Source organism: Corynebacterium sp. 32222D000AT, from assembly GCF_053546955.1.
Genome location: NZ_JBPPVW010000002.1, coordinates 18,399 through 43,120, shown reverse-complemented (window position 1 = coordinate 43,120; position 24,722 = coordinate 18,399). Strand labels below are relative to the sequence as shown.

Sequence of the window (24,722 nt, the reverse complement as noted above, 5' to 3'; positions counted from 1 at the left end):
TAAAAATTCTCCTTGCTTCTGAGCTTGAGGTGGTGAGGTGCTACCTAGTTCTAGTTGCTGATGGGGCCGTTGACGGTCTCGATGACGTGGTCGACGATGCCGTAGTCCTTCGCCTGCGCGGCGGTGAACCAGCGGTCGCGGTCCGAGTCCTTCGTAATCTGCTCGAAGGTCTGGCCGGTGTGCTCAGCGATCAGCTCAGCCATCTCGCGCTTGGTGGCGGCGAACTGCTCGGCCTGGATGGCGATATCCGCGGCGGTGCCGCCCACGCCGGCGGAGGGTTGGTGCATCATGATGCGGGCGTGCGGCAGGGCGAAGCGCTTGCCCTTGGTGCCGCCGGAGAGCAGGAACTGGCCCATGGAGGCGGCCAGGCCCATGCCGTAGGTGGCGACGTCGCACGGCGAGTATTTCATGGTGTCGTAAATGGCCATGCCGGCGGTCACCGAGCCACCCGGGGAGTTGATGTAGAGGGAAATATCGCGCGTCGGGTCCTCGGCGGACAACAGCAGGATCTGGGCGCAGAGCTTATTGGCAATCTCGTCATCAACCTGGGTGCCCAGGAAGATGATGCGCTCGCGCAGCAGGCGTTCGTAGACACTGTCGCCGAGGTTCATGCCCGGCGCTGGCGAGGTCATCTGAATACTGTCAGACATAGAATTCATAATCTCCTTGGTGACGGATCTTTGTCTTAATACGACCCACGATACTGCCTTTCCCGCCTCCCGTGGGACGTGTTCGCTGTCAGCGTTGCAGCCGCGGTGCAGCCGCCGCAGACAGACGAAAAGCCCAGCCGAAGCTGGGCTAGGCGGCCCCGCCGCGGCCGCTACAGGCGCGGCGGGAGGCGACCTTACTCGGAGTCGGTTGCCGCGTCCTCGTCCTCGTCGATCTCGCCGAAGTACTGGTCGACGTCGACCTTGTTGCCGTCCTCGTCCTTGACGTCAACGCGGCAGATAGCGGCGGCCAGGGCCTTGCCGCGGCGGACGTCGGCGAAGAGGTTGCCGATCTGGCCGTTGGACTGCAGCTGCTGGACGAACTGGTTCGGGTCCATGCCGTAGGACTGCGCGGTGAACAGGATGTGGTCGGTCAGCTCCTGCTGGGAGACCTCCGGCTGCTCCTGCTCAGCGACGGTGTCCAGGAACAGCTGGGTGCGCACGGACTCCTCGGCGGACTTGCGGGCGTCGGCGTCGAACTCCTCGCGGGTGGTGCCCTGCGCCTCGAGCAGCTGCGCCAGCGCCTTCTCGTCGTGAGCCAGCTGGCCCAGGACCTGGTGCAGCTGGGCGTGTGCCTGCTCTTCCACGATGGACTCCGGTAGCTCGAAGGAGACCTTGTCCAGGGCGGCCTTCAGGACCTCGTCGCGGATGTTGCCGGCCTGCTGGGCCTTCTTCTGCTCCTCGACCTGGGTCTTGGTGGCATCGCGCAGCTCGTCGATAGTGTCGAACTCGCTGGCCAGCTGGGCGAACTCGTCGTCCAGGTCCGGCAGCTTGCGCTCCTTGGTCTGCTGGACGTGGACCTTGATGGTGGCCTCTTCGCCCTTGTGCTCGCCGGACTCCAGCTTGGCGGTGAACTCGGCGTCCTCGTCGGTCTTCAGGCCGCGCAGGGCGGTGTCCAGACCCTTGATGAGGTCGTCGTCGCCGATGCGGTAGTTCAGGCCCTCGGTGGAAGCCTCGTCAATCTTATTGCCGTCGACCTCAGCGGTGAGATCGATGACGGCGATGTCGCCGGTCTTCATCTTGCGCTTGGTGTCCTTGAGCTCACCGAAGCGCTCCTGCAGGTTCTCCAGCTCCTTGTCCACGTCGGCGTCCTCGACGGTGATGGCCGGGACGGTGATGGACAGGTCGGCAAAGTCCGGGACCTCGATCTCCGGGCGGACGTCGACCTCGGCGGCGAACTCCACGAAGTCCTTGTCTTCGATCTTGGAGATATCCACGTCCGGCTGGCCGATGACCTTCAGGTCGTTTTCGGTGACGGCCTGCTCGTAGCGGGACGGCAGCATGTCGTTGACGACCTGCTCGAGGATCGGGCCGCGGCCGAAGCGGGCATCGATAAGCTGGCGCGGCGCCTTGCCCTTGCGGAAGCCCGGGATGGCAACCTGCTGGGCGATTGCGGCGTAGGCCTGATCAATCTCTTTATCCAGCTCTGCGAACGGGACGTTGACGGTGAGCTTAACGCGGGTGTCGCTCAGCTTGTCGACGGTAGTCTTCACGAGTAACTCTCCTGGCTCTCAATTGGTAGAAGGATTTCTGGTACAGAGTATAAACAAGGGGCCCGGCAGCACCTCGCATGAGGGTGGCTGACAGGCCCCTATACGTCGGGGCGACAGGATTTGAACCTGCGACCCCCTGCTCCCAAAGCAGGTGCGCTACCAAGCTGCGCCACGCCCCGTATAGCTTGCCCTGCCAGCGCGGAAACCCCGCGCCGGCGTTGCTCGCCTTAGCTTACCGATGCCGCCGCGCTATACCCAACTCCGGGTCCCGGTTGGCCCGGTTTCCGCAGGCTCGGGGCGTACGGCGCGACCAGTTAGCCGCTATTTCGCGTCCATCTCCGCCGGGTGCGCACCGCCCCGACCTTCCTCACCGCGATCCAGCGAAGTGATGCCGGCCATCTCGTCCTCGCTCAGCTCGAAGCCGAAGACGTCGAAGTTTTCGCGGATGCGCTCCGGGGTGGCGGTCTTCGGGAAGACGATGGTCCCGTTCTGCAGGTGCCAGCGGATAATCACCTGCGCCGGGCTGACGCCGTGGGCCTCGGCCGGGTCGGTGATTTCCGGCTGCTCGAAGATATCGGTCTTGCCCTGGCCCAACGGGCCCCAGGCCTCGACCTTGATGCCGTGGGCCCGGGCGGCGTCGATGTCCTTCCACTGCTGGAAGTACGGGTGCAGCTCGATCTGGTTGACGGCCGGGGTGACGTCCGTGTTCATCTCCAGCTGGTCGAGGTGCTCCGGCAGGAAGTTGGACACGCCGATGGACTTGGCCTTGCCGGCCTCGCGCAACTCAATCAGCTGCTTCCAGGCCTCCACGTAGTTGCCGTCGGCGGGCACCGGCCAGTGGATGAGGTAGAGATCGACGTAATCAAGCCCCAGCTTGCCCAGGGAGGTATCCAGCGCTTCCGCGGCGTTGAGCTGGCTGTCGTTCCACAGCTTGGTGGTGACAAAGAGCTCGTCCCGCGGGATGCCGGAGGCGGCAATCGCCCGGCCCACGCCCTCTTCGTTGCCGTAGATGGCGGCGGTGTCGATGTGCCGGATGCCCTGGCGCAGGGCTTCGGCGACCAGCTTTTCGGTCTTGTCCGGGTCCACCTGGAAGACGCCGTAGCCCAGCTGCGGGATGCGGTTGCCGTCGTTGAGCTCAATCATTGGTACGTTCATGCGCCCCACTGTACTGAAACCACGCTTTTTAAGGCGTGAGCGCGCCCCAGAGAAAGCCGCCGGTACCGTTCTTGCTGAGCAGGTAAACACCCAGGTTGTCCCCTGCCCCCCCTGGCTGGCCAGGCTGATACGCAAAACGCCGGAGACCAGGCGACTGGACTCTTCCAGCGCGCTGCATCTTCGGCGTTGCTTGGAGGGAATGACGGGAATCGAACCCGCGTCTTCAGCTTGGAAGGCTGAGGTATTAGCCACTATACGACATTCCCACTGCCCCTTTTAAAGGCGTGGGAACAATGATAGCGCATGGTTTGGGCCGCGCCCAAAACCGCCCGGGCGGGCCGCGGGCCCTCACCGAACGTGCCCCAAAAGCTCAACGGGAGGGAACTTTTCGGGATAGGCTGGCGTTTAACCTAATAGGTACCCAGAGAAGTACCCCGCGCCGGGGCCCACCTGCCCCGCCGGGCGCGGGAGACAACACTCGATTATCGGGAAGTGAACTTTTTAGACATGGAATGGCTCATCCTTCTTATCGTGGTCGGCGGCGGCGTGGCCTGGTGGACCAGCAGCAACAACAAGAAAAAGACCGAGCAGCGCCGGCAGCAACAGTTGGAAGACGCGCAGGCTGAGGCGCGGCGCTGGATCGAGCGCCTGGGTGGTCAGGTGATGAGCCTGTCCGGCACCGACAAGGCCTCCCAGCAGGCAATGGCGGATGCCTCGGAGCGTTTCACCGCGGCCAATTCCGCTATCTCGCGGGCGAACACCACCAAGCAGGCGCACCTGGCCCGCGAGTCGGCGCTCGAGGGCCTGCATTACGTCAACGCGGCGCGCGAAATCATGGGCATGGATCCGGGCCCGGAGCTGCCCCCGCTGGAGGGCCAGCGCAAGGCCGGCAAGGTCACCGAGCGCCGCACGGTCGACGCCGGCGGCCAGGAGATCACCGCCTCCCCGTACGCGTCCGACGAGACCCCGAACTACTACCCCGGCGGCACGGTGGCCGGCCGCCCGGTCCCGGCCGGCTGGTACTCCCGCCCGTGGTGGGCGGACGCCATGGCTACCGGCGTGTGGATGATGGGCTATTCCATGATGTTTAACGCCATGTTCGCCGGCATGGCCGGCGTCGGCTACTCCGGCGAGGAGGCGGCCGCAGGCGACTTCAGCGACGGCGGCGACATGGGGGATGCTGGCGACGCTGGTGATATGGGCGACGGCGGCGACATGGGGGATGCTGGCGACGCTGGTGATATGGGCGACGGCGGCGGCCTCTTCGACGGCGGCATCTTTGACGGCGGCCTGCTCGGCGGCGACGGCTTCGACTTCGACTTCTAAGCCGTAGCGCCCGCACAAAGGCGCCGGGGAGAAGCACTTGTAGTGGTGTTCTCCCCGGCGCCTTTCGTCTGACTAGAGGGGCCTAGCTAGCAGGCTGGCTAGCTGGCTTAAGCCTCCGGTACCTCCGGGGCGATCCCGGTGCGCTCGTAGTCGGCCAGGATGTCGATCCGGCGCTGGTGGCGCTCCGCGCCCGACCATTCCTGGTCCAGGAAGGCGTCCACGATGGCCAGGGCCTGCTCCGGGGTGTGCATGCGGCCGCCGATGCCGATGAGCTGGGCGTTGTTGTGCTCGCGGGCCAGGCGCGCGGTCTCTTCCGACCACGCCAGGGCGCAGCGCGCGCCCTCGACCTTGTTGGCCGCGATCTGCTCGCCGTTGCCGGAGCCTCCCAGCACGATCCCCAAAGAACCCGGGTCGTTGACCGTGCGCTGGGCCGCCTCGATGCAAAACGCCGGGTAGTCATCCTCCGGGTCGAGGGTGTGGGCGCCGCAATCGATGACCTCGTGGCCGGCGTCGGACAAGTGCTGTGCAATCAGGTTTTTGGTCTCAAAACCTGCGTGATCTGCTCCTAGGTATACGCGCATGATTCTTATCCTACCGCCGGGCCTACTCGGCCGCCGGCATCTCGGTGCGGGTGCGCTTGATCTCGAAGAAATAGGGGAACTCCGCGAGCTTGACGGCGGCATCGAAAAGCTCGCCGGCCTCCTCGCCCCGCGGGATGCGGGTGATGACCGGGCCGAAGAAGGCGGTCTCGCCCAGCTTGACCACCGGGGTGCCCACGTCCTCGCCGACCGAGTCGATGCCCTCCTGGTGGAAGCGCTTCAGCTCCTCGTCGGCGTCGGTGGTATTCGCTACCTCGGCGTAGGCCGCGTCCAGGCCGGCCTGGTCGAGGGCCTGGGCGATGACCTCGTCGTAAGCGCCGTAGCCCTTCTTGCCGGCGTTACCCTCTACGTGGACCAGGGTGCCCATCGCCGTGTAGAGCTCGTCGACCTTGGCCGGCTCCTGGGTGGCCACGCGGGCGAAGACGCGGGCCGGGCCCCAGTTGGCCTCCATGGCCTCCAGGTAGGCCGGGTCCAAGTCGCGGCCCTCGTTGAGCACGGACAGGGACATCGGCACGAAGGTGACCTCGATGTCGCGGACCTTCTCGGCCTCCTTGATCCACCGCGAGGTGGCCCAAGCGAACGGGCACGAGACGTCGAACCAGAACTTCACCTGCTGAGTCATGAACGTCTTCTCCTAAAATCTTGGTTGCTTAAGGATTTCCGCGCGCCCCAGCCTAGGCGACGGCTAGGCTGGACCGTAGCCTAAAATTCACCACCTAGGAGGTAAAACAGCTATGACCTCGACAAATCTGACTCGTGACGAGGCCCAGCATCGCTCGCAGATGCTGCGAGTCAACCATTACGACGTCGCCTTGGACTTAACGCAGTCGGACACGCACTTCATCTCCACCACCCGCGTGGACTTTTCGTGCCTGCGCCCGGGCAGCACCTTCCTGGATCTGCGCGCCGAGGAGATCCTGGACGTGCGCCTGAGCGGGGCTCCCCTGCCGACCGCCGCCTACGAGCCGGAGTTCGGCATCCCGCTGTCCGGCCTGCAGGTCGCGGACTACACCGTCGAGGTCACCGCCCGCATCCCCTACTCCCGCACGGGCGAGGGCCTGCACCGCTTCGTCGATCCGGCCGATGACCAGCCTTACCTGTACACCCAGTTCGAGACCGCCGACGCCAAGCGGGTTTTCGCCTGCTTCGACCAGCCCGATCTCAAGGCGACCTATGACTTGTCCTTCGCCGTGCCGGCGGGCTGGCGGGTTATCACCAACGGGCCGGTCACTCAGCGCGGCAATACCTTTAGCTGCCACCTGGACTACCCGCTGTCGACCTACCTCATCGCCGTGTGCGCCGGCCCTTACGTCGAGTTCACCGACACCTGGCGCGGGCAGCTTTCCGCCCACCCGGAGGGCCAGCCCGCCCAGGACCTGGAGGTCCCGCTGGGCCTGTACTGCCGCCAGTCCCTGGCCGAGCACCTGGACCACGAGCGCCTGTTCACCGAGACCAAGCAGGGCTTTGACTTCTACCACCGCAACTTCGGCTTCGCCTACCCCTACGGCAAGTACGACCAGGTCTTCGTTCCGGAGTTCAACGCCGGCGCCATGGAAAACGCCGGCTGCGTGACCATCCGCGACGAGTACGTCTTCGCCTCCCAGGCCACCCACTACATGTACGAGCGCCGCGCGGACACCATCCTCCACGAGCTGGCCCACATGTGGTTCGGGGACCTGGTGACTATGCAGTGGTGGAACGACCTGTGGCTCAACGAGTCCTTCGCCACCTGGTCCGCCGCCATCTCCCAGGCGGAGCAGACCCAGTACGACACGGCCTGGGTAACCTTCGCCAACGTGGAGAAGGCCTGGGCCTACCAGCAGGACCAGCTGCCCACCACGCACCCCATCTCCACGGACGCCTCGGATATTGAGACCGTCGAGCAGAACTTCGACGGGATTACCTATGCCAAGGGCGCCAGCGTGCTTAAGCAGCTGCAGGCCTACGTCGGGCGGGAGAACTTCTTCGCCGGGGTGCGCCGCCACTTTGCCGCCCACGCCTGGGGCAACGCCACCTTCGACGACCTGCTGCGCCACCTGACCGAGGCCTCCGGCCGCGACCTGTCCTTCTGGGCTAAGCAGTGGCTCAAGACCACCGGCGTGAACTCGCTCAAGGCCAGCTTTAGCGTGGACAACGGCGCCTACACGGACTTCGCCGTCGAGCAGTCCGGGGATACCCTGCGCACCCACCGCGTGGCCGTGGGCCTCTACCGCCTGGACGGCGGGAAGGTCACCCGCTATCAGCGCGTCGAGCTGGACATCGACGGCGCCAGCACCGACGTCGCCGAGCTGGTCGGCGCCCCGGCCGCGGACCTGGTCCTGGTCAACGACGACGATCTGACCTACGCCCTGCAGGATCTGGACCCGGCCTCCCGCGATTTCGTGGTGGACAACATCGACAAGATCGCCGATCCGATGGCGCGCACCCTGTGCTGGTCCGCCGCCTGGGAGATGACCCGCGCGGGCAGCATGCGCGCCCGGGACTTCATCGCCCTGGTCGCCCGCGGCGCGGCTGCAGAGACCGAGCTGTCGGTCCTCGAGCGCATCCTCACCCAGGCCGTGCAGGCCCAGCTGCGCTACGCCGATCCCGCCTGGGCGAAGGACACTACCCTGCTGGCCGATGCCCTGTTGACCGGCGCCCGCAGCGACGACGAGCAGCGCCGCCTGGTCTTCGCCAAGGCCCTAGGAGCCCTGCCGCTGACTGAGGCCTCCCGCGACTACTTCCGCGAGGTGCTGGAGGACTCCGAGGACAACGGCATGCGCTGGCGCGCCGTGGCCGCCCTGGTCGCCGGCGGGGCCGTGGAGGACGCGGATAAGCTCATCGATGCCGAGCTCGAGCGCGACAACTCCGCCACCGGCTACCAGGCCTCCCTCAAGGCGCGTGCGGCCATCAACACCGCCGAAAACAAGAAGGCAGTCTGGCGCGAGCTCGTCGACGGGAAACTCGGCAACCGCGACACCGACTCGAAGCTGGCCGGCCTGGTCTTCCCCGGCGCGGAGGACAACCTGCCCAGCGAGGGCTATTTCGAGGTGGCAGAAAAGATCTGGGACGGCCAGTCCCACGAGATCGCCCTGGCGACGGTCACCGGCCTCTTCCCCTCCTGGGACGTCAGCCAGGAAACCGTGGATCGCGCCGAGGAGTTCCTGCACCGCGATCTGCCCACCGGGCTGCGCCGCGTGGTGACCGAGCAGCGTGACCGCACCGCCCGCGCGGTGCGCAACCGGGCGGTGGACGCCAGCTAACAGTATGGGCGTTACGCTGGGATTTTAGCAGATTTGCACCCAAAACCACTAAGCGGCGAGCTGTGATTATTAGCTCGCCGCTTCCGTTATGTCCGGTTATGTCCGGTTCGATAATATTTTTACTGTCCCCCTTGTTTGTTACTAGTGGAAAGGCACTTAGATGTTAGCCACTGTCCTCGCCCCGGACTCCGTCCTGGCGATCGTACTGCAAGTGGTCATTATCCTTGTTGCCCTGGTGCTGGGTACCCGCTACGGCGGGCTCGGCCTGGGCCTGATTTCCGGTATCGGTCTGCTGCTCATGGTCTTCGTCTTCGGACTGGCCCCGGGCGAGCCGCCGGTATCGGTGATGCTGACCATCATCGCAGTCATCGGCTGCGCCGCGACCCTCCAACAGGCGCGCGGCCTCGAAGTCATGATGCAATTCGCGGAGAAGATCCTGCGCGCCCACCCGGAGCGCATCACCATTCTCGCTCCCCTGACCACGTGGTTTTTGACCGTGCTCTGCGGCACCGGCCACGTCGTCTACACGATGTTCCCCATCATCGAGGACATCGCCCTGAAGAAGGGCATCCGCCCCGAACGCCCCATGGCCGTGGCCTCCACCTCGGCTCAGATGGGTATCACCGCCTCGCCGGTCTCGGTCGCGACCGTCTCGCTGGCCTCCATCCTGGCCGAGCACGCCGGCGCCATCGACCAGGCCTACTCCATCCCGCAGATCCTCATGGTCGCCATCCCGGCCTCCCTGTCCGGTGTCATCCTGGCCGCCCTGTGGTCCCTGCGCCGCGGCAAGGACCTGGACAAGGACCCGGTCTTCCAGGAGCGCATGAAGGACCCCGAGTTCGCGGACTCCATTAAAAACTCCAGCCACTCGCTCATCGGCGTGGAATTCCCCAAGGAAGCCAAGCGCTCCGTGGCCATCTTCCTGGTCGCCATCGTCTGCGTGGTCTTCCTCGGCGCCTTCGACTTCCTGCGCCCGCTCGTCCCGGGCGAGGACGGCGAGCTCTCGCCGGTGTCGATGAACCTGGTCATCCAGATGGTCATGCTGGTCGCCGGCGCCGTCATCCTGATGAGCTGCAAGGTCGACCACAAAAAGATCGCCAGCACCCCAGTCTTCAAGGCCGGCATGACCGCGGTCTTCTCCGTCTTTGGCGTGGCCTGGATGGCGGACACCTTCTTCCAGGCGCACATCGATGCCCTGGAGGCCGGCCTCGGCGACGTCGTCGCCCAAGCCCCGTGGGCCTACGCCGTCGTGCTGATCATCGTCTCGAAGCTGGTCAACTCCCAGGGCGCGGCTCTGGTGGCCATCGCCCCCATCGGCCTGCAGCTGGGTATCGACCCGGCCGTCATCGTCGGCTTCTACGGCGCGGCCTACGGCTACTTCATCCTGCCGACCTACCCGTCGGACCTGGCCTGCATCGGTTTCGACCGCACGGGCACGACCCGCATCGGCAAGTTCGTCATCAACCACTCCTTCATCATCCCGGGCGCCATCTCGGTGCTGACCTCCTGTGTGGTCGGTTCCCTGCTCGCGCAGGTACTCCTCTAGCCCGGCGGTCCCGCGCCCGCCCCTTAACTATCTAGGTGCAGCTTCGCGACGTCGCCGCGCAACGCCATCTCGGTGAAATCCAGAGGGCGGCCGGCGGCGTCGAGCGCGCAGCGCTGCACCCGCAGGATAGGCGTGGTGCGCGAAAGCCCCAGCGCCTTCTGCTCCACCGCGTTCGGCAGCGCCGGCTCCAAGGACTGCCGGTAGCTGGCCGGGTGCCGCTGCTCCCAGTGGCCCTGCAAATCCGCCGCTGGCACGAAGTGGTGCGAATACAACGCCGGGGTCCCGTCGACGGTGTGCAGCCTCTTGACGGACCAGACCCGGTCGCTCTCCGCAATCGCTAGCTGCTCCGCCACCGTTGGCGGCACCTGCACGCGAGACTCCTCGAGCTCGTCAATGACGAGCTCGTTTTCGTCGTTGCTCAGCTGCGCTCCCAGGTCCTCGACGCGGCCCAAGTCCACCACCGGCGCCGTCGTGCGCACGAACGTGCCCCCGGTGCGGCCGCGGCGTCGATCAATAAGCCCCTCCAGCTGGAGGACATCCAGCGCGTGCCGCACCGTCATGCGGGCGACGTTGAACTCGTGAACGAGCGCGCGCTCGGTGGGAAACCGGTCGCCCGGCCGCAACTCGGCACGTTCGATGCGCCCCCGCAGAGCGTCCGCGATGGCCAGGTAGGCCGGTTTAGAGCTGGGCTGCTTAGTCACAGATTACGTTTAGCGCATGAATCTGCGCGAGGTGTTCGACCCACGCGGCCTATTCCACGCGCGGGCGCACCTGGATCTCGGTCAGCTGCGTGGTCGGGCCGGCGTCCACGACCGCGCGCACCGCCCGCGCGATTTCGGCCGGGGCGATAACCTCGTCGCGGTTGTAGTCGGTCAGCCCCTGCAACATCGCGGTATCCGTGGGCCCGGGCGCCACGGTGCTCACCCGGATGCCGTGCTCGGACTTGCGCAGCCCGTCTGCCAGGGCGTAGAGCGCGTGCTTGGTGGCCGCGTAGACCACGTTGTCGCCGAAGCCGCCCCGGCCGGCGCCGGAGTTGATGAAGACCACGGTTCCGCCGGCGCGGTTGAGCGCCGGCAGGAGGCGCTGGGTCAACATGGCCGGGACCACCACGTTGATGGACAGGTGGCCTTCCCAGTCGTCCCGGCTGGCCGATGCCACCGAGCGCCGCTGCGCAATCGCCGCCGCGTGGACTAGCACGTCGACGCGGTCTAACTCCGGCAGGTCGAAGTCCTCGGTCAGGTCCGCGCGCACGCAGGTCACGCCGGGCCCCTCCAGCGCGGCGAGGCCCTCGGCGTTGCGGCCGATGGCCACGACGTGGTGGTCGCGGGACAGATCCGCGACGATCTCGCGGCCCATCCCGCCGGTGGCGCCGGTAACGACTGCGGTCTTGGTCTGTGCTTGGTTAGTCATGCCGGCCAGTCTAGGCGCTCTAGCGGAAACGCCGGGGCACGTCCGGGGTGCCCAGGGTCAGCATCAGGCGGTTCGCCCAGTTGAAAAAGGACGAAGAATAGATAACGTCCAGGACCGCCTGGTCATCGAGTCCCGCTTCCCGCAGCGCGTCGACGTGCTCGGCCCCGAATTCCAGCGGGGTCCGGCTAATCGCCACCGCGGCGTCGCGGATGGCGGCCCAGTCGGCTCGGCCAAGCTCGATGTCGACGCCGTCGTCAAGGAGGCGATCGATGGTCTCCCGGTCGCCGCCCTCGTCGACGTAGCGCTGCTGGTGCACGGAGGCGCAGTATTCGCAGCCGTTGAGGCGCGAGACCACCGTGGCGGCCAGCTCGCGCTCCGCACGGCCCAGCCCGCCGTCGGTGTTGTAGAAGATGTCCAGGTCCGTCAGGGTGCGGGCCTTCAGCGCGGCGGGGTCCCGGGCCAGCAGGCGGAAGTAGGGCTGCTCGATGCGCTCCGGCTTAATCAGCGCCTCGCGCTGCTCCTCGGTGAAGTCTTCCTTGCTCAGCCCCGGCACCCAGGGCTTCCAGCCCAGCGCGTGGTTGACAAAGCGGCCCGGGTGGACCACCTCGGGGGTCTCCACCCCGCCCGTGACCTCCCAGCCGGGCCGCTCCTGCGGGGTCCCCGCCACGGCCCCCGGGGCGGCCGGGGCCTCGCCGCCCAACACCGCGATGCCGCGCACCACGCGCAGCTGGAAGGCCACAAAGCTAATCAGCTGCGCCAGGCTGACCATGCCGGTCGGGCCCCACCCGCTGGCGTCCAGGTGGCCGATGGCCGCCGGATCCGCGTCCTTCGGGTGGAAGACCAGGAGGTGCGCGAAGTCGAAGGCCGCGCCCAGGCGCTCGCCCAGGCCTTCGAAGGTGCTATATCCCCCGCCCGCGTAGGGCCCGCGGTGCTGTCCGGCCGCGATGGCCTCCTTGACTGGGGCGAGAAGCTTATCGTCCTCGTCGCCCAACAGGTCCAGGTAGAACTCCGCCGGGCGGCCGGCCTGCGTAATACCTGCCACGAAGGCGGCCACCGCGTAGCGCTCCGCCTGGCTAAACTCCCCGGCCTCCGCCGGCTCGAGCAGCGCCTCGAAGCTCAGCTGGGCGTTCTCGCGGGCCGCCGGCCGGGCGTTGCGCAGCTGGCTAACGGCGGGGCTGGTCTGCGCCAGCTCGTCGATGATATCGGTCATTAATTTTCCTCGGTTCTTTGTTTCTGCGTGCTGCTTCTTTGCTACTTTTTCGCTCTTACAGACCCAAGTTTAGGTCGCCGCCGCGGTAGCGGGAGCCAGGGATGGCCTCGATGAGCCGGCGGGTGAGATTCGCCTGCGGGTTGGTAAAGACCTCGGCGGTCGGGCCGTATTCGACCTGTCGGCCCGCCCCCAGCACGCTGACGGTGTCGCTGACCTGGTTGACCACGGCCAGGTCGTGGGAGATGAAGATATAGGTCAGCCCCAGCTCCCGCTGCAGGTCGTCGAGCAGCCGCAGGATCTGCGACTGGACGGTCACGTCCAGGGCGGAGACCGCCTCGTCCAGCACGACCAGCTCCGGCTCGATGATCATGGCGCGTGCGATCGCCACGCGCTGGCGCTGCCCGCCGGACAGGCGCGCCGGCAGGCGCTGGCCCATGTCCGGGTCCAGGGCGACCAGCTCCATAAACTCGCGGGCGGCCTCCCGCGCCCGGGGCCGCTTCATCCCCCGGAAATTCACCAGGGGCTCGGCGATGGTATCCGCGATGGTGCGGCGCGGGTCCAGCGAGCTATACGGGTTCTGATAGACCAGCTGGACCTGGCGGCGCGCCTCGCGCCGGCCGGCCGCATCCAGCTCGGTCAGCTCCGTGCCGCCCAGCCGGATGCTGCCCGCGGTCGGCTGGTTGAACATCGACACGGACCGGCCGGTGGTGGTCTTGCCGGAGCCGGACTCTCCCACCAGCGCGTGCGTGGTGCCCTTAACAACCTCGAAGCTCACCCCGTCCACGGCGGTGAAGTCGCCGAAGCGCTGCACCAGGCCGTCCACCCGCAGCAGCGGCTGCGTGCCGGCGGCGGCCGGGGTGGCCTGCTGCCGGGTGAAATCGGCGGCGGTCAGGGAGGGGGCATCGGCAAGCAGGCGCTTGGAATACGGGTGCTGCGGGTCGGTGAGCACCGTGGCCGCCAGGCCGGACTCGCGGACCTGGCCGGCCTCCATGACCACGATCTGGTCCGCGCGGTCGCCCGCCACGGCCAGGTCGTGCGTGATAAACAGCAGGCCCAGGCCGAGCTCTTCGCGCATGTCGTCCAGCAGGTCCAGGATGGTCTTCTGCACCGTCACATCGAGGGCACTGGTGGGCTCGTCGGCGATGATGAGCTCTGGCTCCAGCGCCACCGCCGCGGCGATGAGCACGCGCTGCTTCATGCCGCCGGACAGCTCGTGCGGGTACTGGTGGTAGCGGCGCTCCGGGTCATCGATGCCGACCCGCTCGAGCAGCTCCAGCGCCCGGGCGCGCCGATCCCCACGCCCGTGGATTTCCATGCCCTCTTCCACCGCGGCGCCGATGGTCTTCAGCGGGTTCAGAGAGTTGTTCGGATCCTGCGGCACCAGCCCGATGTGGGCGCCGCGGATGCCCCGCCATTGCTTGCGGCTAAGCCCGGTCAGGTCGCGGCCCTGGAAGGTCACGGAGCCGGCATCGACGGCGGCATTGTCCGGCAGAAGGCCCAGGATGGCCAGCGCCGAGGTGGACTTGCCCGAGCCGGACTCGCCGACGATGGCGGTCATCTGGCCCGGCTCCACCGCAAGGTTCACGCCCTGGACCGCCGGGGAGCCGTCGTAGGAGACGTTCAAGTCAGTAACAGTTAACAGTGACACGAGTTCTGCTCCTTGTGTTTTAGGCCTGCGCCCGGATGTTGCGGGAGAGATGGTTGGCGGCCATGACGACGGCGACAATCGCCAGGCCCGGGATGACAATCAGCCACCAGGCGGTGGCCATGAAGTCGCGGCCCTCGGCGATGATAAGCCCCCACTCCGGCGTGGGCGGCGGGGCGCCGTAGCCCAAAAAGCCCAGGATGGACAGCTGCAGGATGGCGGAGCCGAACTGCAGGGTCGCCAGGGCCACCACCGGGGTCAGCGAGTTGGGCAGGATGTGGCGCACCATCACCTGCAGCGGGCGCGCGCCCGAGCCGTAGGCGGCCTCCACGTAGTCCGCCCCGGCCACGCTAATGACCTGGGAGCGCGCCAGGCGCGCGAACGCGGCGATGCTGGTGACACCGACGGCCACCGCCGCCTGGACGGAGCCGAAGCCCAGCACGATGATGATGGACAGCGACAGCAGGATGCCGGGGATGGACAGCAGCACGTCGACCACGCGCATCAGGACCGTGTCCACCCAGCCGCGCAGGCTGCCGGCCAGCACGCCGATGATCGTGCCGACCACCAGGCCCACGGCCACGGCGATGAAGGCGCCGACCAGGGACTGGCGGGCCGCGTAGACGACGCGGGAGTACAGGTCGCGGCCGACGGCGTCGGTGCCGAACCAGTGCTCGCTACTTGGCGGCAGCAGGGCGACGTCGGTGCCCGCGTACGGGTCCGCGCTTGCCAGCAGGCCGGGCCACAGCGCCGCGAGGGCGGCGATGACCAGCACGACGATCGCCACGAGCGAGGTCGGGCGCGTCCAGGGATTGCGGGGCTTAGACATGGGTCTTCCTTCCTGCCACCCGGGCCGGGGCCTTCTGGCCCCGCAGGCGGACGTCCAGGACCGGGTACAAAAGGTCCACGACCAGGTTGATAATCACGTAGGCGGCCGCGGCGATAACCACCACCGCCATCAGCACCGGGGTGTCCCGGTTGGCCACGGCCTGGGCGGTCATCTGCCCCAGGCCGGTCCGGCCGAAGACGGTCTCGGTGACCACGGCGCCGCCGACCAGCTCGCCGAAGAGCAGGCCGGCCATCGTCAGCGCCGGGAGCAGGGAGTTGCGCAGGACGTTGCGCCAGAAGATCCAGGCCTCCGAGGCGCCGCGGGCGCGCACCGCGTTGACAAAAGGCTGGCCCTGCGTCTGCTCGATGGAGCGGATGAGCACCTGCGTCAGCGGCGCGGAGATGGGCACCGCCAGCGTCAGCGTGGGCAGGATGAGCCCCTCGATGCTGCCCGGCTCAATCACGCGCACCCAGCCCAGCTGGAAGGAGAAGACCTGGATGAGCAGGATGCCGACCCAGAAGCCCGGCAGGGAGACCAGCAGGGAGGGAAGCCCGCGGAAGAAGGAGCCGATCCAGCCCAGTCCCGGCAGCGTCGCGGCGAAGGCGACCAGCAGGGCGACGATGACAGAGACCACGATGGCCGAGGTCGCCAGCGCCAGCGTGTGCGGCAGCGCGTCCGCAATCAGCGTGGCCACCGGGGCGCCGGACTCGGTGGAATTGCCGAACTCGCCGACCAGGAACCCACCCAGCGAGGTAAAGAACTGGACCCACAGGGGCTTATCGATGCCCATCGAGTCCCGGATTTCGTCAATCTCGGCCTGCGACAGGCCCAGCGCCGGGTCGCCGAAGCGGGACTGCACGGCATCGGACGGCAGCGCCGACAGCAGGAAGAACGCGACCGTGTAGGTAATCAGCAGCACCAGCAGTGCCTGCCCGAGACGGGCCAAAATCTGCTTTCCGGTCATTAGTTAATCTCCTCCACCTCGTAGAACCAGGGGCGGGCGACGGCCTCCGGCCGGAAGCCCTCCACGCCCTCGGCGACCGCGTAGACCTGCGGCTCCTCGAACAGCGGCAGCGCGTAGGCCTTCTCCGTGATGTAACCCTGGGCCTCCTGGACCGCCTGCTCGCGCTCCTGGGTGCCGGTGACGGAGACGACGCGGTCGAGCAGCTGCTCCAGGTGGGCGTCGATGGGCTCGCCGGCGGAATCCTGGTTGAGGAAGGCGTCGCGGTTGTTGATGCTGTAGAAGGACGTAATCGCGTCGTAGTCGGCGCGCGCGACCATGGAGTGGTACAGCTGCACCTTGTCGATGTCCTTGGCGTCCGCGTTCTGCGTGGCTTGGTCGCCGGCGTTAATCTCCACGCCGATGCCGAGCTCGCCCAGCTGGTCTTGAACCATCGTCATGACCTCCTTGGATCGCGGCTGCGGCAGCGCCGTGTTCGAGCGCAGCACCAGGCGCTTGCCGTCCTTGGTGAGGATCCCGTCGGGGCCCGGTTCCCAGCCGGCTTCTGCCAGCAGCTCGCGCGCCGCGTCCGGGTCGTAGGCGTAGGCATCACCCTGGTCCTTGTAGCCCAGCCCGGTTTCGGCCACGGTGGAGGTGGCCAGCGGGTAGGAGTCGGAGAAGAGCACGCGCAGGATTTCTTGCCTGTCGATGCCGTGGATAATCGCCTCGCGCACCCGCTGGTCTTGCAGCAACGGGTGGTCGAAGCGGAAGGCCAGCTGGTTGTTCATCGAGTTGGTGCCGCGGGTGACGATGTTGACCCCGCGGGATTCCAGCAGTTCCTCCTGCGGCGCCGAAATCTGGCGGGCGATGTCCGCCTGGCCGGACAGCACCGCGCCGGTGCGCACGGATTCCTCGGCGGCCAGGATGTAGTGCACGCCGTCGATGGCGGCCCGGCCCTGGTGGCGCGCGGCCGGCGGCGCCCAGTCGTAGTCCTCGCGGGTCTTTAACACCAGGTCGGTGCCGATCTCCTCGTGCTCGACCACGAAGGGCCCCGAGCCGATGACGTTGCGCGCATTGCCGGGGCCGAAGCCCTCGTTGTCCAGCTGGAGCGACTCGTCCGCGAGCAGGCCCGCGTTATAGGAGGCGGTGGCCTGCAAAAAGCCCGGCGACGGGGCGGAGAAGTGGAAACGCACGGTGTCTTCGTCGATAACCTCGCCGCGCTCGTAGTTGGAGATCTGCTCGGAGGCGGTCAGCGTGCGGTCGCTGTCGCCCAGCCCGTAGAGATCGAAGTTCGCCACCACGTTCTCCGCCGTCAGCGGGGAGCCGTCGGAGTAGGTCACGTCCGTGCGGATATTAAAGGTGTATTCGGTGGCGTCCTCGTTGACCTCGGGCAGCTCCGTGGCGATCCAGGGAGAAAGCTCCAGGGTCTCCGGGTCCTGGTAGAGCAGCCGGTCGGTGATTTGGTTGACCACGCCGCCGTTCGGGTAGAAGCCGGCGGCCGGCGGGTAGAGGGTGCGGAAGAACTGCGGCTCCAGGTACGTCAGGACGTTGTCGGAGCCGCCTTCCTCCCCTTCCGGCGCGGTGGCGCACCCAGCGGCCAGCGCTGCCACGGCGACTAGACTGGTGAGGGTTCTGAGTAGTTTCACGGTGATGATACTTCTTCGGGGTTAGTTCAACTTTTAACTGCTTGCGAATTTAACACAGTTTAGACCGTTTAGTATCATTACTGTAGACCAACTAGTCTAATTTATTCTCTCGTCTATGAAGGATGAAGACATTGTCAGCACCGTTAGCCGTGGCCATCGTGGGGATGGGCCCGCGGGGCATCTCCGTCATTGAACGCCTCGCCGCCCACCTCCACGAGCACCCCTCCACCCCACCTATCACCCTGCACCTCATCGACGACGCCGAGCACGGCGCCGGCCGCATCTGGGAAACCGACCAGACCCGCACCCTGTGCATGAACACCCTGGCCGGCGCGGTCACCCTGTTCACCGAGCCGGAGTCCACCCTCACCGCCCCGGCACTGGAAGGCCCCATCCTCTACGAGTGGATCCAGCTCCTGCGCGGCGACGACCCGGCCGCCGCCGGCATCAGCGACGCCAAGGTCGAACTGTTCCGCCAGTTCCCGCCCACCGTCGACCGCGCCTTTGCCACCGAGCTCGACGAGTCCCGGCCCGAGTCCCACCCCTCCCGCGCCCTCTACGGCGCCTACCTGCGCTGGGTGCTCACCGTCGCGCTGGCGCAGCTGCCCGAGCAGGTCCAGGTGGTCCACCACTTCAGCCGCGCTACCGACATCGCCGACGCCGGCGATCACGACGTGCTCACCCTGGCCGACGGCTCCCAGGTGGCCGCCGACAAGACCGTGCTGGCCTACGGCTGGCAGGTGCCGGCCGCCAACGAGGAAGAGCAGCGCCTGGCCGCCGCGGATCTCAACTGGGTGCGCCCCGACAACCCCGTCGAGCAGCCCGTCGAGGAGATCCCGGCCGGCCAGAAGGTGCTCGTGCGCGGGCTCGGCATGGGCTTCTTCGACGTCATGGCGCTGGTGACCATCAACCGCGGCGGCGAGTTCGTCGCCGACGACTCCGCCCGCGGCGGCCTGCGCTACCAGCCGTCCGGCCGCGAGCCCCAGCTGGTCGTTAGCTCCGGGCGCGGCTACCCCTACCTGCCGAAGTCCCAGTACCACTCCCTGCCGCCGAAGGCCGACCTGTCCCGCTTTAAGGCGGCGCTGGCGGACTTGGGCGACGACTTCGACTTCGGCGCCGAGGTCCTGCCGGCCCTGGTCCGCGACGCCTACGCCGCCTACTACCCCGAGCGCGCCGCCGAGATCGATACCGCCGAGCTACACGCCGACACCCTACCCGCCCTGGCGGCCGAGCTCACCGCGGCGCTGGACTGCGAGTTCCGCCTCGACTACTGGATGAACCCGCTGGCCGCCTACGCCGGCGACGACCCGACCGGCTTCATCGCCGCCGGGCTCGAGCGTGACATCGCCGAGTCCCAGGCTGGGCGCGACTCCCGCCTCAAGGCCGCCCTGTGGGCGATTTCTGCGGCGCGCAAGCCCGCCTCCATCGCCGGCTCGGAAGGCCGCATGAGCTGGGCCTCGCGCACCGGGGCCTACCGCGAGTTCATGGCGTTTGGCCAGATGGTAGGCTCCGGCCCGCCGCTGTTCCGCACCCAGCAGCTGCTCGCGCTCATCGATGCCGGCCTGGTCACCTTCCTGGGCGACCACCCGCACCTGGAAATCGGCGACGCGTTCACCCTGCGCACCCGCTTCGGCGCCGCCAGCTCCGACTGGCTCGTCGACGCCTGGATGCACCAGCCCGACGTGCGCCACGCCGTCGACCCGATGTCGGTGTCGCTCCAGGCGCGCACGCGGCCGTTCCACGACCACGGGCACCCGACGGGCTCGCCGGAGACCACGTGGCAGCGCCGCACCGTCCATCCCGACGGCGCGGTGGATGAGCGGCTGCACATCATCGGCATCCCCACCTATGCCCAGTGGCCGGACACCACCATCTCCCCCATGCCGGGCACCGATCCCCTGATGCTGCAGGAGACCGACCGCACGGCCGGCGACCTACTAGCTTAGGGCGCCCAGCGCCTGGGCGAGGTCGGCCATGAGATCGGCCTCGTCCTCAATACCAATCGACAGGCGCACCATGTCCGCCGGCGGGACCAGCTCGGAGCCTTCCGCCGAGGCGTGCGTCATCTTCTGCGGGTGCTCGACCAAGGACTCGACCCCGCCCAGCGACTCCGCCAGACAAATCAGGCGCGTGTTCAGGCAGAACTGCTCCGCGTGCTCGGGGTTGTGGAAGCGCACCGAGAGCATGCCGCCGAAGCCGCGCATCTGGCCCGCGGCCGTCGCGTGGCCCGGGTGGTCGTCCAGCCCCGGATAATAGACTTGGGCGACCTCGGGGCGGGAGGCCAGGTATTCCGCCACCGCCTGCGCGTTGGAGCAGTGGCGCTCCATGCGCACGCCCAGGGTCTTGATGCCGCGGGCGGTGAGGTAGGCATCGAAAGGCGAAGAGACTGCGCCGACGCAGCCCTGGAAGTACAGGAGGCGCTCGTCGACTTCGGCATCGTTAGTGATGACGGCACCACCGAGGACGTCGGAGTGCCCGCCCAGGTACTTGGTGGTCGAATGGACCACGTGGTCCGCGCCCAGGGCCAGCGGGTTTTGCAGGTAGGGCGTGGCGAAGGTGTTGTCCACCACCAGCGCTGCGTGCTTTTTCACTTCCGCGACGGCGGCGATATCCGTGACCGACAGCGCCGGGTTACTGGGCGTTTCCAGCCAGATGATCCGGGTGTTGTCGCGCACAGCGGCCGCGACCTCGTCCGGGTTGGTCGTGTCCACGACGCTGAGCTGAATGCCCCACTCCCCAAAGTCGTGGTGCAACAGGCGGTAGGTGCCGCCGTAGGCGTCGTTGCCGAGGATGACGTGATCGCCGGGGCGGGCCAGGACGCGGATGAGCGTGTCGATGGCCGCCATGCCCGAGGAGAACACGCGGGCACAGCTGGCGTCTTCCAGGGCCGCCAGGGTCTGCTCTAGGGAGCGGACCGTCGGGTTGGCCACGCGGCCGTACTCGAAGCCGCCGCGCAGCTGAGCGAGGCCGTCCTGCGCAAACGTCGTGGAGGCGTAGATGGGCACGTTGATGGACCCCATGTGTCCGTCCGGGTGGTAGCCGGCGTGGATGGCGCGGGAGGTAAATCCCTGGGCGAGTTCTTGCTTCGTCTGCTGCGTCATGCCACCCAACCCTAGACCAAGCTGTCCACTTTTGGCGCGCCCCCGCCACCCTTTTATTCACCACCTGTCCTGTGCCGCCGTAGCCATCGCTGCGCCCGCGCCCGGCCGCGGTTACTACAATCGAAGCCGAGTCAACAAGGAAAGAGAGTGCATGAATCTCACAGTGTTAGCTAGTTCCGCCAGCACCACTGCCGTCGACACGGTCAGCAACTGGTGGGAGGACGAGCAGATCCGCTCGTGGGTCGTCGAACGGCCCGTCAAGATCGTCATCATCCTGCTGATCGCCGTCATCACCCAGTGGGTGCTGCGCCGGATCATCAACCAGCTGGCCGCCAAGGCCTCCAAGACCCCCAGCGGGGCGACCATCCCGCGCCTGCCGCTGGGGCCGAAGGCCACCAAGGCGCAGCGGGAGGAGGAAAGCCGCCAGCAGGCCGCGATGAACCGCAGCCAGGAAAACCGGCGCAAGTCCCGCATCAAGACGTTGGCCGGGGTCAGTAAGTCGGCCGTGGGCATCATCATCTGGAGCCTGGCCGCCCTGCTCATCCTGGACCAGCTGGGCGTGAACATCGCCCCGCTTATCGCTTCCGCCGGTGTGGTTGGTGTCGCCCTTGGCTTCGGCGCCCAGTCGCTGGTCAAGGACTTCCTGTCCGGTGTTTTCATGCTGTTGGAGGATCAGTACGGCATCGGCGACACCATCGACGTGGGCGAGGAGATCATCGGCGACGTCGAGGACATCACCCTGCGCGTGACCAAGCTGCGCGACATCGACGGCACCCTGTGGACGGTCCGCAACGGTGAGATCCTGCGCATCGGTAACTTCTCCGACCACTACGCCATCTGCCGCCTGCAGATCCCGGTGGGCCTGTCCAACAACGCGAAGGAAGCGTGGCGCGTCATCGAGGACGCCGTCAAGCAGGCCATCAAGGATCCGGAGATTGCCAACGAGGTCATCGACGAGCCCATCATCAACGGCATCTCCGACTGGGAGCCGGACTACATCTCCTACCGTATTTCCATCAAGACGATGCCCGGCCAGCAGTGGCACGTCCAGCGCCACGCCCAGGCGCACATCCTGGACGCGATGCAGGAGGCCGGCATTTCCACCCCGTACCCCTACGGCATGGGCATCATGCGGAAGGCGGACTAAGTGCAGCCCAGCAGCGTTTACGATGCCATCGGGGGCGAGGAGACCTTCCGCCGCCTGGTCGCAGGTTTCTACGCCCGCGTGCGCGACGACGACATCCTGGCGCCCATGTACCCGGCCGAGGACTTCGACGGCGCCGCGCAGCGGCTGCAGTGGTTCCTCGCCCAGTATTGGGGCGGGCCCGCCGAGTTCAACGCCAACCGCGGCGCCCCGCGCCTGCGGATGCGGCATGTACCCTTCCCCATCGATTCCGCCGCCGCCCAGCGCTGGCTGGACCTGATGGGCGCGTCCTTGGAGGACATCGAGGAGGAGACCATTCCGCCGGCGTACCGCGCGATGATCTGGGATCACATGCAGCGCGTCGCCGCGATGCTCATCAACCGGCCAGATTAGCTTTTCGGCACGCCGAGTAGGCGCTACGGAGTGGTTTCCGTGGCGCCTTTTCGCGTGTTTCGGCTGGCCTTGTTCCTTGTGGCGGCCCCTCGCAGCCTTGGTCTCGCGGCTTTGTTCTCGCGGCTTTGTTCTCGCGGCTGGCCCCCGTGTCAGCCGCTGCTCCAGGGTGGGTCCCAGGTGACTGTGCCCTGTCTTCGGTTGACCCTTCCGTGTCTGGGGTAGGCCGGGTCGTCGTCGTTCCAGGAATTATGGAACTCGCACAGCAGTGTCAGGTTTTCTTGGTTGGTTTCACCGCCGCCTGCCCAGGGGTGGATGTGGTGGACCTGGCACTCATCCGCCGGTTTCCTACAGTTTGGCCAGGCGCACGTGGTGGTTTCGGCTTTGGCCATGTCCTTCTGCTTCGGCGAGGCATGCCGTTGGTAGCGGTATTGGTTGACGGGCCCGCGCCTAGGGTCTACCAGCGTGGCTAGGCCCGCATCCAGGAGGCAGTGGCGGACGTAGTCGGCACCGGTCATGGTGGTGCCGTTGCTCAGCTGCAAGGTGATCTCATCCCCGTCGCCGGCAAGGATGCGCACCCAGTCGGGAAGGGAGATCACCACGTGGGTGGTCTTGGGTTGTTTTTCTAGGCCTCCGCTGAACAAGGCTTCCACGTCGGGGATGGTCTTAATGCTGGCCCAGAGGTTTTCCACCAGCTGCGGATCCCCGGTGATAGAGAAAGTACTGGGTCCGTCTTTGCGGCGGGTCACGCGCACGCCTTCGGCGGGTGGGGCCGGGCGGTTGAGTTCCAGCACTTTTTGGTTGGCAAGCCGGCGGAGTTGTGTGGTGGTGCCGGGTGTGTTGCACAGTTCGATGAGCATGGCCCAGGCGTCGCCCTGGTGGCGTACCCGGCGGAAGGCACTGTCCAACACCAGCAAAGTATCCAGGTGGTGGCCGGATTCGGCGGCGGCTCGGCGGGCGGCGGCCTGCTTGCGCGTAAAGGACGTTTTCCCGAAGAAGGTTTGGCAGGCACGATGATGCGCGGCGGCGGCCACGTCGGACATGACAGCCTTCAAAGCGGGCAGGCTGAGCTGGCGGCACAGGTCCAGGTAGGAAATCCCGTCCGCGAAGATGGCGTGCGCTGCTTTGAGTGTGTCCATGGCTGTCGTTGTCATGACTCACACGCTAGAAGCCCCTGGCAACCCCCACAAGGGCACGATCCCGCACCTGTGGATAACTCCGCCGCCCGAGTGGAATGGTTAACACTCGGGAACCGCGGCCTGTGGAAAACCTAGAGTTTCCTAGAACAAAGACAGCCGGTTGGAGTGGTAGACGGTGCCGAAGGGGGCATCGAGGCGCACCCAGCGGCCCTTCGCCGCGACGCGTAGGTGCCGCGGGACGTCGGTGGGTGCGGAGAAGCCGGGGATGAGCCCCAGGCTGGTGCAGGCGAAAATCATGCGCATGGGCACCTCGACCTGTTTGCCTTGGCCCTCGACGGTGACCACGGTCTGGTTCATCAGGCTCGACGGCGGGCCCAACGGTCCGGAGAACTGGCGGGCTAGGGCCTGACCGGCATCGGCAAGCTCGCGCACGACTTCTACCGGCAGGTGGTCCAGCAGCCGGAAGCCGTCCATCGGCGGCAGCGCGCCCGGCCAGACGGGATCGCGGGCCGGGCCCAGCTCCAGCTTGCCGGCGGCGTTGTGCTTGAGCAGCTCCTGCTGCAGCAGATAGGCGGAAACCACTGCCCCATCGCGGGAGGCCTTGCCCTCCACGCGGCGCGCGACGACGACCTCGAAAGGCGTGGTGACGAAGACATCAACCTGGTGCTCGGTCAGCTGACGCAGCCGCACGGAGCACCCGCCGTCGACGCCAATCGCCCGGCTCACCAGCACCTGCAGGCCCTTGCCCCCGTTGCGCAGGTCCAGCGACTCGTTCGGCACCTATTCTTCCCCTACCTGGGTGAGGATGTCGCGTTCGGCATCGCTGAGTGGGCGCGGGCGCTGGGTCTCAAGGTCCACGGCGACCTGCACGCATTCCACCACGCAGGCGACCCGGCCGTTTCTGTCCTTGATCTCCTGGCGGGTGGTAAGGGAGCTGTTGCCCAGTTCGACGACCTGCGTCTCGACCACCACGGAGGTGGTTCCGCGGGGCTCGATGGGCAGGCGGAAGTCCAGGTCCAGGTGCCGCACGAAAGCCGCGAATTCGTGCCCCTGCGAGTAGAACTTGTCTTCCGCGAACGCCAGCCGCGCCTCCTGCGCCAGCTCGACGTAATTCGCGTTCATCAAGTGGCCGTAGCGGTCGAAATCCGACCACCGGACCGGAACCTCGTGGGTATGGATGGACATCCTGCTCCTTTTAAC

General features: G+C 66.9%; 22 protein-coding genes and 2 tRNA genes. 6 read left to right on the top strand and 18 right to left on the bottom strand.

Going from position 1 to position 24,722, the window contains the following annotated elements:
* Nucleotides 1–50: 50 nt before the first annotated feature.
* The 5 genes from ACEE23_RS01305 to ACEE23_RS01285 all read right to left on the bottom strand — a co-directional run bounded on the left by ACEE23_RS01305 (nucleotide 51) and on the right by ACEE23_RS01285 (nucleotide 3,621).
* Nucleotides 51–650 carry an ATP-dependent Clp protease proteolytic subunit gene (locus tag ACEE23_RS01305; protein WP_070769070.1) on the bottom strand — a complete coding sequence of 200 codons (600 nt, stop codon included), beginning with the start codon at nucleotides 648–650 and terminating at the stop codon, nucleotides 51–53.
* Between the two features lie 194 nt (nucleotides 651–844).
* Nucleotides 845–2,200: a trigger factor gene (tig, locus tag ACEE23_RS01300; protein ID WP_448871994.1), complete on the bottom strand. Its 1,356-nt coding sequence runs from the start codon at nucleotides 2,198–2,200 to the stop codon at nucleotides 845–847.
* 105 nt (nucleotides 2,201–2,305) lie between these two features.
* A tRNA-Pro gene (locus tag ACEE23_RS01295) sits at nucleotides 2,306–2,379 on the bottom strand.
* Between the two features lie 142 nt (nucleotides 2,380–2,521).
* Complete coding sequence (locus tag ACEE23_RS01290; RefSeq protein WP_448871996.1) at nucleotides 2,522–3,355, bottom strand: aldo/keto reductase; 834 nt, start codon at nucleotides 3,353–3,355, stop codon at nucleotides 2,522–2,524.
* Between the two features lie 191 nt (nucleotides 3,356–3,546).
* Nucleotides 3,547–3,621: transfer RNA gene (locus ACEE23_RS01285), tRNA-Gly, on the bottom strand.
* Between the two features lie 241 nt (nucleotides 3,622–3,862).
* Here ACEE23_RS01285 and ACEE23_RS01280 point away from each other — a divergent pair.
* Nucleotides 3,863–4,681, top strand: a complete 819-nt coding sequence (locus ACEE23_RS01280; RefSeq protein WP_448872051.1) for a DUF1542 domain-containing protein — start codon at nucleotides 3,863–3,865, stop codon at nucleotides 4,679–4,681.
* A 107-nt stretch (nucleotides 4,682–4,788) separates the two neighbouring features.
* Here ACEE23_RS01280 and ACEE23_RS01275 read toward each other — a convergent pair whose 3' ends face one another.
* Both ACEE23_RS01275 and ACEE23_RS01270 read right to left on the bottom strand, forming a co-directional pair.
* Nucleotides 4,789–5,262, bottom strand: a complete 474-nt coding sequence (locus ACEE23_RS01275) for a ribose-5-phosphate isomerase (RefSeq protein WP_296206562.1) — start codon at nucleotides 5,260–5,262, stop codon at nucleotides 4,789–4,791.
* 22 nt (nucleotides 5,263–5,284) lie between these two features.
* Nucleotides 5,285–5,902 carry a mycothiol-dependent nitroreductase Rv2466c family protein gene (locus ACEE23_RS01270; protein WP_448871998.1) on the bottom strand — a complete coding sequence of 206 codons (618 nt, stop codon included), beginning with the start codon at nucleotides 5,900–5,902 and terminating at the stop codon, nucleotides 5,285–5,287.
* 112 nt (nucleotides 5,903–6,014) lie between these two features.
* Here ACEE23_RS01270 and pepN point away from each other — a divergent pair, with 112 nt between their 5' ends.
* Nucleotides 6,015–8,522 carry an aminopeptidase N gene (gene pepN / locus ACEE23_RS01265; RefSeq protein WP_448872000.1) on the top strand — a complete coding sequence of 836 codons (2,508 nt, stop codon included), beginning with the start codon at nucleotides 6,015–6,017 and terminating at the stop codon, nucleotides 8,520–8,522.
* 160 nt (nucleotides 8,523–8,682) lie between these two features.
* The gene (locus tag ACEE23_RS01260; RefSeq protein WP_448872002.1) at nucleotides 8,683–10,068 is read left to right on the top strand and encodes an anaerobic C4-dicarboxylate transporter; all 1,386 of its coding nucleotides are present in this window, start codon (nucleotides 8,683–8,685) and stop codon (nucleotides 10,066–10,068) included.
* A gap of 23 nt (nucleotides 10,069–10,091) precedes the next feature.
* Here the strand turns inward: ACEE23_RS01260 and ACEE23_RS01255 are convergent, their stop codons facing one another.
* Genes ACEE23_RS01255 through ACEE23_RS01225 form a run of 7 tightly spaced genes read right to left on the bottom strand, consistent with a single transcriptional unit; the run spans nucleotide 10,092 to nucleotide 17,748 of the window.
* Nucleotides 10,092–10,769 (bottom strand): GntR family transcriptional regulator, encoded by a 678-nt coding sequence (locus tag ACEE23_RS01255; protein ID WP_448872004.1) that lies wholly within the window; start codon nucleotides 10,767–10,769, stop codon nucleotides 10,092–10,094.
* Nucleotides 10,770–10,818: 49 nt separating this feature from the next.
* Nucleotides 10,819–11,478 (bottom strand): SDR family oxidoreductase, encoded by a 660-nt coding sequence (locus ACEE23_RS01250; protein WP_448872006.1) that lies wholly within the window; start codon nucleotides 11,476–11,478, stop codon nucleotides 10,819–10,821.
* 19 nt (nucleotides 11,479–11,497) lie between these two features.
* Complete coding sequence (locus tag ACEE23_RS01245; RefSeq protein WP_448872008.1) at nucleotides 11,498–12,688, bottom strand: alkylhydroperoxidase domain protein; 1,191 nt, start codon at nucleotides 12,686–12,688, stop codon at nucleotides 11,498–11,500.
* A gap of 55 nt (nucleotides 12,689–12,743) precedes the next feature.
* Entirely contained in the window at nucleotides 12,744–14,336 is a 1,593-nt protein-coding gene (locus tag ACEE23_RS01240; RefSeq protein ID WP_448872010.1) for a dipeptide ABC transporter ATP-binding protein, read from the bottom strand.
* Between the two features lie 19 nt (nucleotides 14,337–14,355).
* Nucleotides 14,356–15,162: an ABC transporter permease gene (locus tag ACEE23_RS01235; RefSeq protein WP_448872012.1), complete on the bottom strand. Its 807-nt coding sequence runs from the start codon at nucleotides 15,160–15,162 to the stop codon at nucleotides 14,356–14,358.
* Complete coding sequence (locus ACEE23_RS01230; protein ID WP_448872014.1) at nucleotides 15,155–16,126, bottom strand: ABC transporter permease; 972 nt, start codon at nucleotides 16,124–16,126, stop codon at nucleotides 15,155–15,157. The genes ACEE23_RS01235 and ACEE23_RS01230 overlap by 8 nt, the downstream gene beginning before the upstream one ends.
* Nucleotides 16,126–17,748 (bottom strand): TIGR04028 family ABC transporter substrate-binding protein, encoded by a 1,623-nt coding sequence (locus ACEE23_RS01225; protein ID WP_448872016.1) that lies wholly within the window; start codon nucleotides 17,746–17,748, stop codon nucleotides 16,126–16,128. Before ACEE23_RS01225 ends, ACEE23_RS01230 begins: the two co-directional genes overlap by 1 nt.
* 122 nt (nucleotides 17,749–17,870) lie before the next feature.
* Here ACEE23_RS01225 and ACEE23_RS01220 point away from each other — a divergent pair, with 122 nt between their 5' ends.
* Nucleotides 17,871–19,694, top strand: a complete 1,824-nt coding sequence (locus ACEE23_RS01220) for an FAD/NAD(P)-binding protein (protein ID WP_448872018.1) — start codon at nucleotides 17,871–17,873, stop codon at nucleotides 19,692–19,694.
* On the opposite strand, the gene ACEE23_RS01215 is transcribed toward ACEE23_RS01220, so the two are convergent.
* On the bottom strand, nucleotides 19,686–20,849 hold the full coding sequence (locus tag ACEE23_RS01215; protein WP_448872020.1) for a cystathionine gamma-synthase: 1,164 nt from the start codon (nucleotides 20,847–20,849) through the stop codon (nucleotides 19,686–19,688). The two genes, ACEE23_RS01220 and ACEE23_RS01215, sit on opposite strands and share 9 nt — an antisense overlap.
* A 151-nt stretch (nucleotides 20,850–21,000) precedes the next feature.
* Here ACEE23_RS01215 and ACEE23_RS01210 point away from each other — a divergent pair, with 151 nt between their 5' ends.
* Both ACEE23_RS01210 and ACEE23_RS01205 read left to right on the top strand, forming a co-directional pair.
* On the top strand, nucleotides 21,001–21,996 hold the full coding sequence (locus ACEE23_RS01210) for a mechanosensitive ion channel family protein (RefSeq protein WP_448872022.1): 996 nt from the start codon (nucleotides 21,001–21,003) through the stop codon (nucleotides 21,994–21,996).
* Complete coding sequence (locus tag ACEE23_RS01205; RefSeq protein WP_448872024.1) at nucleotides 21,997–22,386, top strand: globin domain-containing protein; 390 nt, start codon at nucleotides 21,997–21,999, stop codon at nucleotides 22,384–22,386. It abuts the gene before it with no gap.
* A gap of 149 nt (nucleotides 22,387–22,535) precedes the next feature.
* Here ACEE23_RS01205 and ACEE23_RS01200 read toward each other — a convergent pair whose 3' ends face one another.
* The 3 genes from ACEE23_RS01200 to ACEE23_RS01190 all read right to left on the bottom strand — a co-directional run bounded on the left by ACEE23_RS01200 (nucleotide 22,536) and on the right by ACEE23_RS01190 (nucleotide 24,707).
* Nucleotides 22,536–23,537 (bottom strand): HNH endonuclease signature motif containing protein, encoded by a 1,002-nt coding sequence (locus tag ACEE23_RS01200; protein ID WP_448872026.1) that lies wholly within the window; start codon nucleotides 23,535–23,537, stop codon nucleotides 22,536–22,538.
* A gap of 126 nt (nucleotides 23,538–23,663) precedes the next feature.
* Nucleotides 23,664–24,302 carry a hypothetical protein gene (locus tag ACEE23_RS01195; RefSeq protein WP_448872028.1) on the bottom strand — a complete coding sequence of 213 codons (639 nt, stop codon included), beginning with the start codon at nucleotides 24,300–24,302 and terminating at the stop codon, nucleotides 23,664–23,666.
* Nucleotides 24,303–24,707 (bottom strand): acyl-CoA thioesterase, encoded by a 405-nt coding sequence (locus ACEE23_RS01190; protein ID WP_448233391.1) that lies wholly within the window; start codon nucleotides 24,705–24,707, stop codon nucleotides 24,303–24,305.
* Nucleotides 24,708–24,722: the final 15 nt, after the last annotated feature.

What these genes read in the sequence shown, in the direction of transcription:
- ACEE23_RS01215 (WP_448872020.1), bottom strand. Translation starts at nt 20,849, where the DNA reads ATGACGCAGCAGACGAAGCAAGAACTCGCCCAGGGATTTACCTCCCGC.
- ACEE23_RS01305 (WP_070769070.1), bottom strand. Translation starts at nt 650, where the DNA reads ATGTCTGACAGTATTCAGATGACCTCGCCAGCGCCGGGCATGAACCTC.
- ACEE23_RS01260 (WP_448872002.1), top strand. Translation starts at nt 8,683, where the DNA reads ATGTTAGCCACTGTCCTCGCCCCGGACTCCGTCCTGGCGATCGTACTG.
- ACEE23_RS01210 (WP_448872022.1), top strand. Translation starts at nt 21,001, where the DNA reads ATGAATCTCACAGTGTTAGCTAGTTCCGCCAGCACCACTGCCGTCGAC.
- ACEE23_RS01280 (WP_448872051.1), top strand. Translation starts at nt 3,863, where the DNA reads ATGGAATGGCTCATCCTTCTTATCGTGGTCGGCGGCGGCGTGGCCTGG.
- ACEE23_RS01290 (WP_448871996.1), bottom strand. Translation starts at nt 3,355, where the DNA reads ATGAACGTACCAATGATTGAGCTCAACGACGGCAACCGCATCCCGCAG.
- ACEE23_RS01190 (WP_448233391.1), bottom strand. Translation starts at nt 24,707, where the DNA reads ATGTCCATCCATACCCACGAGGTTCCGGTCCGGTGGTCGGATTTCGAC.
- ACEE23_RS01220 (WP_448872018.1), top strand. Translation starts at nt 17,871, where the DNA reads ATGAAGACATTGTCAGCACCGTTAGCCGTGGCCATCGTGGGGATGGGC.
- ACEE23_RS01270 (WP_448871998.1), bottom strand. Translation starts at nt 5,902, where the DNA reads ATGACTCAGCAGGTGAAGTTCTGGTTCGACGTCTCGTGCCCGTTCGCT.
- ACEE23_RS01250 (WP_448872006.1), bottom strand. Translation starts at nt 11,478, where the DNA reads ATGACTAACCAAGCACAGACCAAGACCGCAGTCGTTACCGGCGCCACC.
- ACEE23_RS01235 (WP_448872012.1), bottom strand. Translation starts at nt 15,162, where the DNA reads ATGTCTAAGCCCCGCAATCCCTGGACGCGCCCGACCTCGCTCGTGGCG.
- ACEE23_RS01245 (WP_448872008.1), bottom strand. Translation starts at nt 12,688, where the DNA reads ATGACCGATATCATCGACGAGCTGGCGCAGACCAGCCCCGCCGTTAGC.
- ACEE23_RS01275 (WP_296206562.1), bottom strand. Translation starts at nt 5,262, where the DNA reads ATGCGCGTATACCTAGGAGCAGATCACGCAGGTTTTGAGACCAAAAAC.
- ACEE23_RS01200 (WP_448872026.1), bottom strand. Translation starts at nt 23,537, where the DNA reads ATGACAACGACAGCCATGGACACACTCAAAGCAGCGCACGCCATCTTC.
- ACEE23_RS01230 (WP_448872014.1), bottom strand. Translation starts at nt 16,126, where the DNA reads ATGACCGGAAAGCAGATTTTGGCCCGTCTCGGGCAGGCACTGCTGGTG.
- pepN (WP_448872000.1), top strand. Translation starts at nt 6,015, where the DNA reads ATGACCTCGACAAATCTGACTCGTGACGAGGCCCAGCATCGCTCGCAG.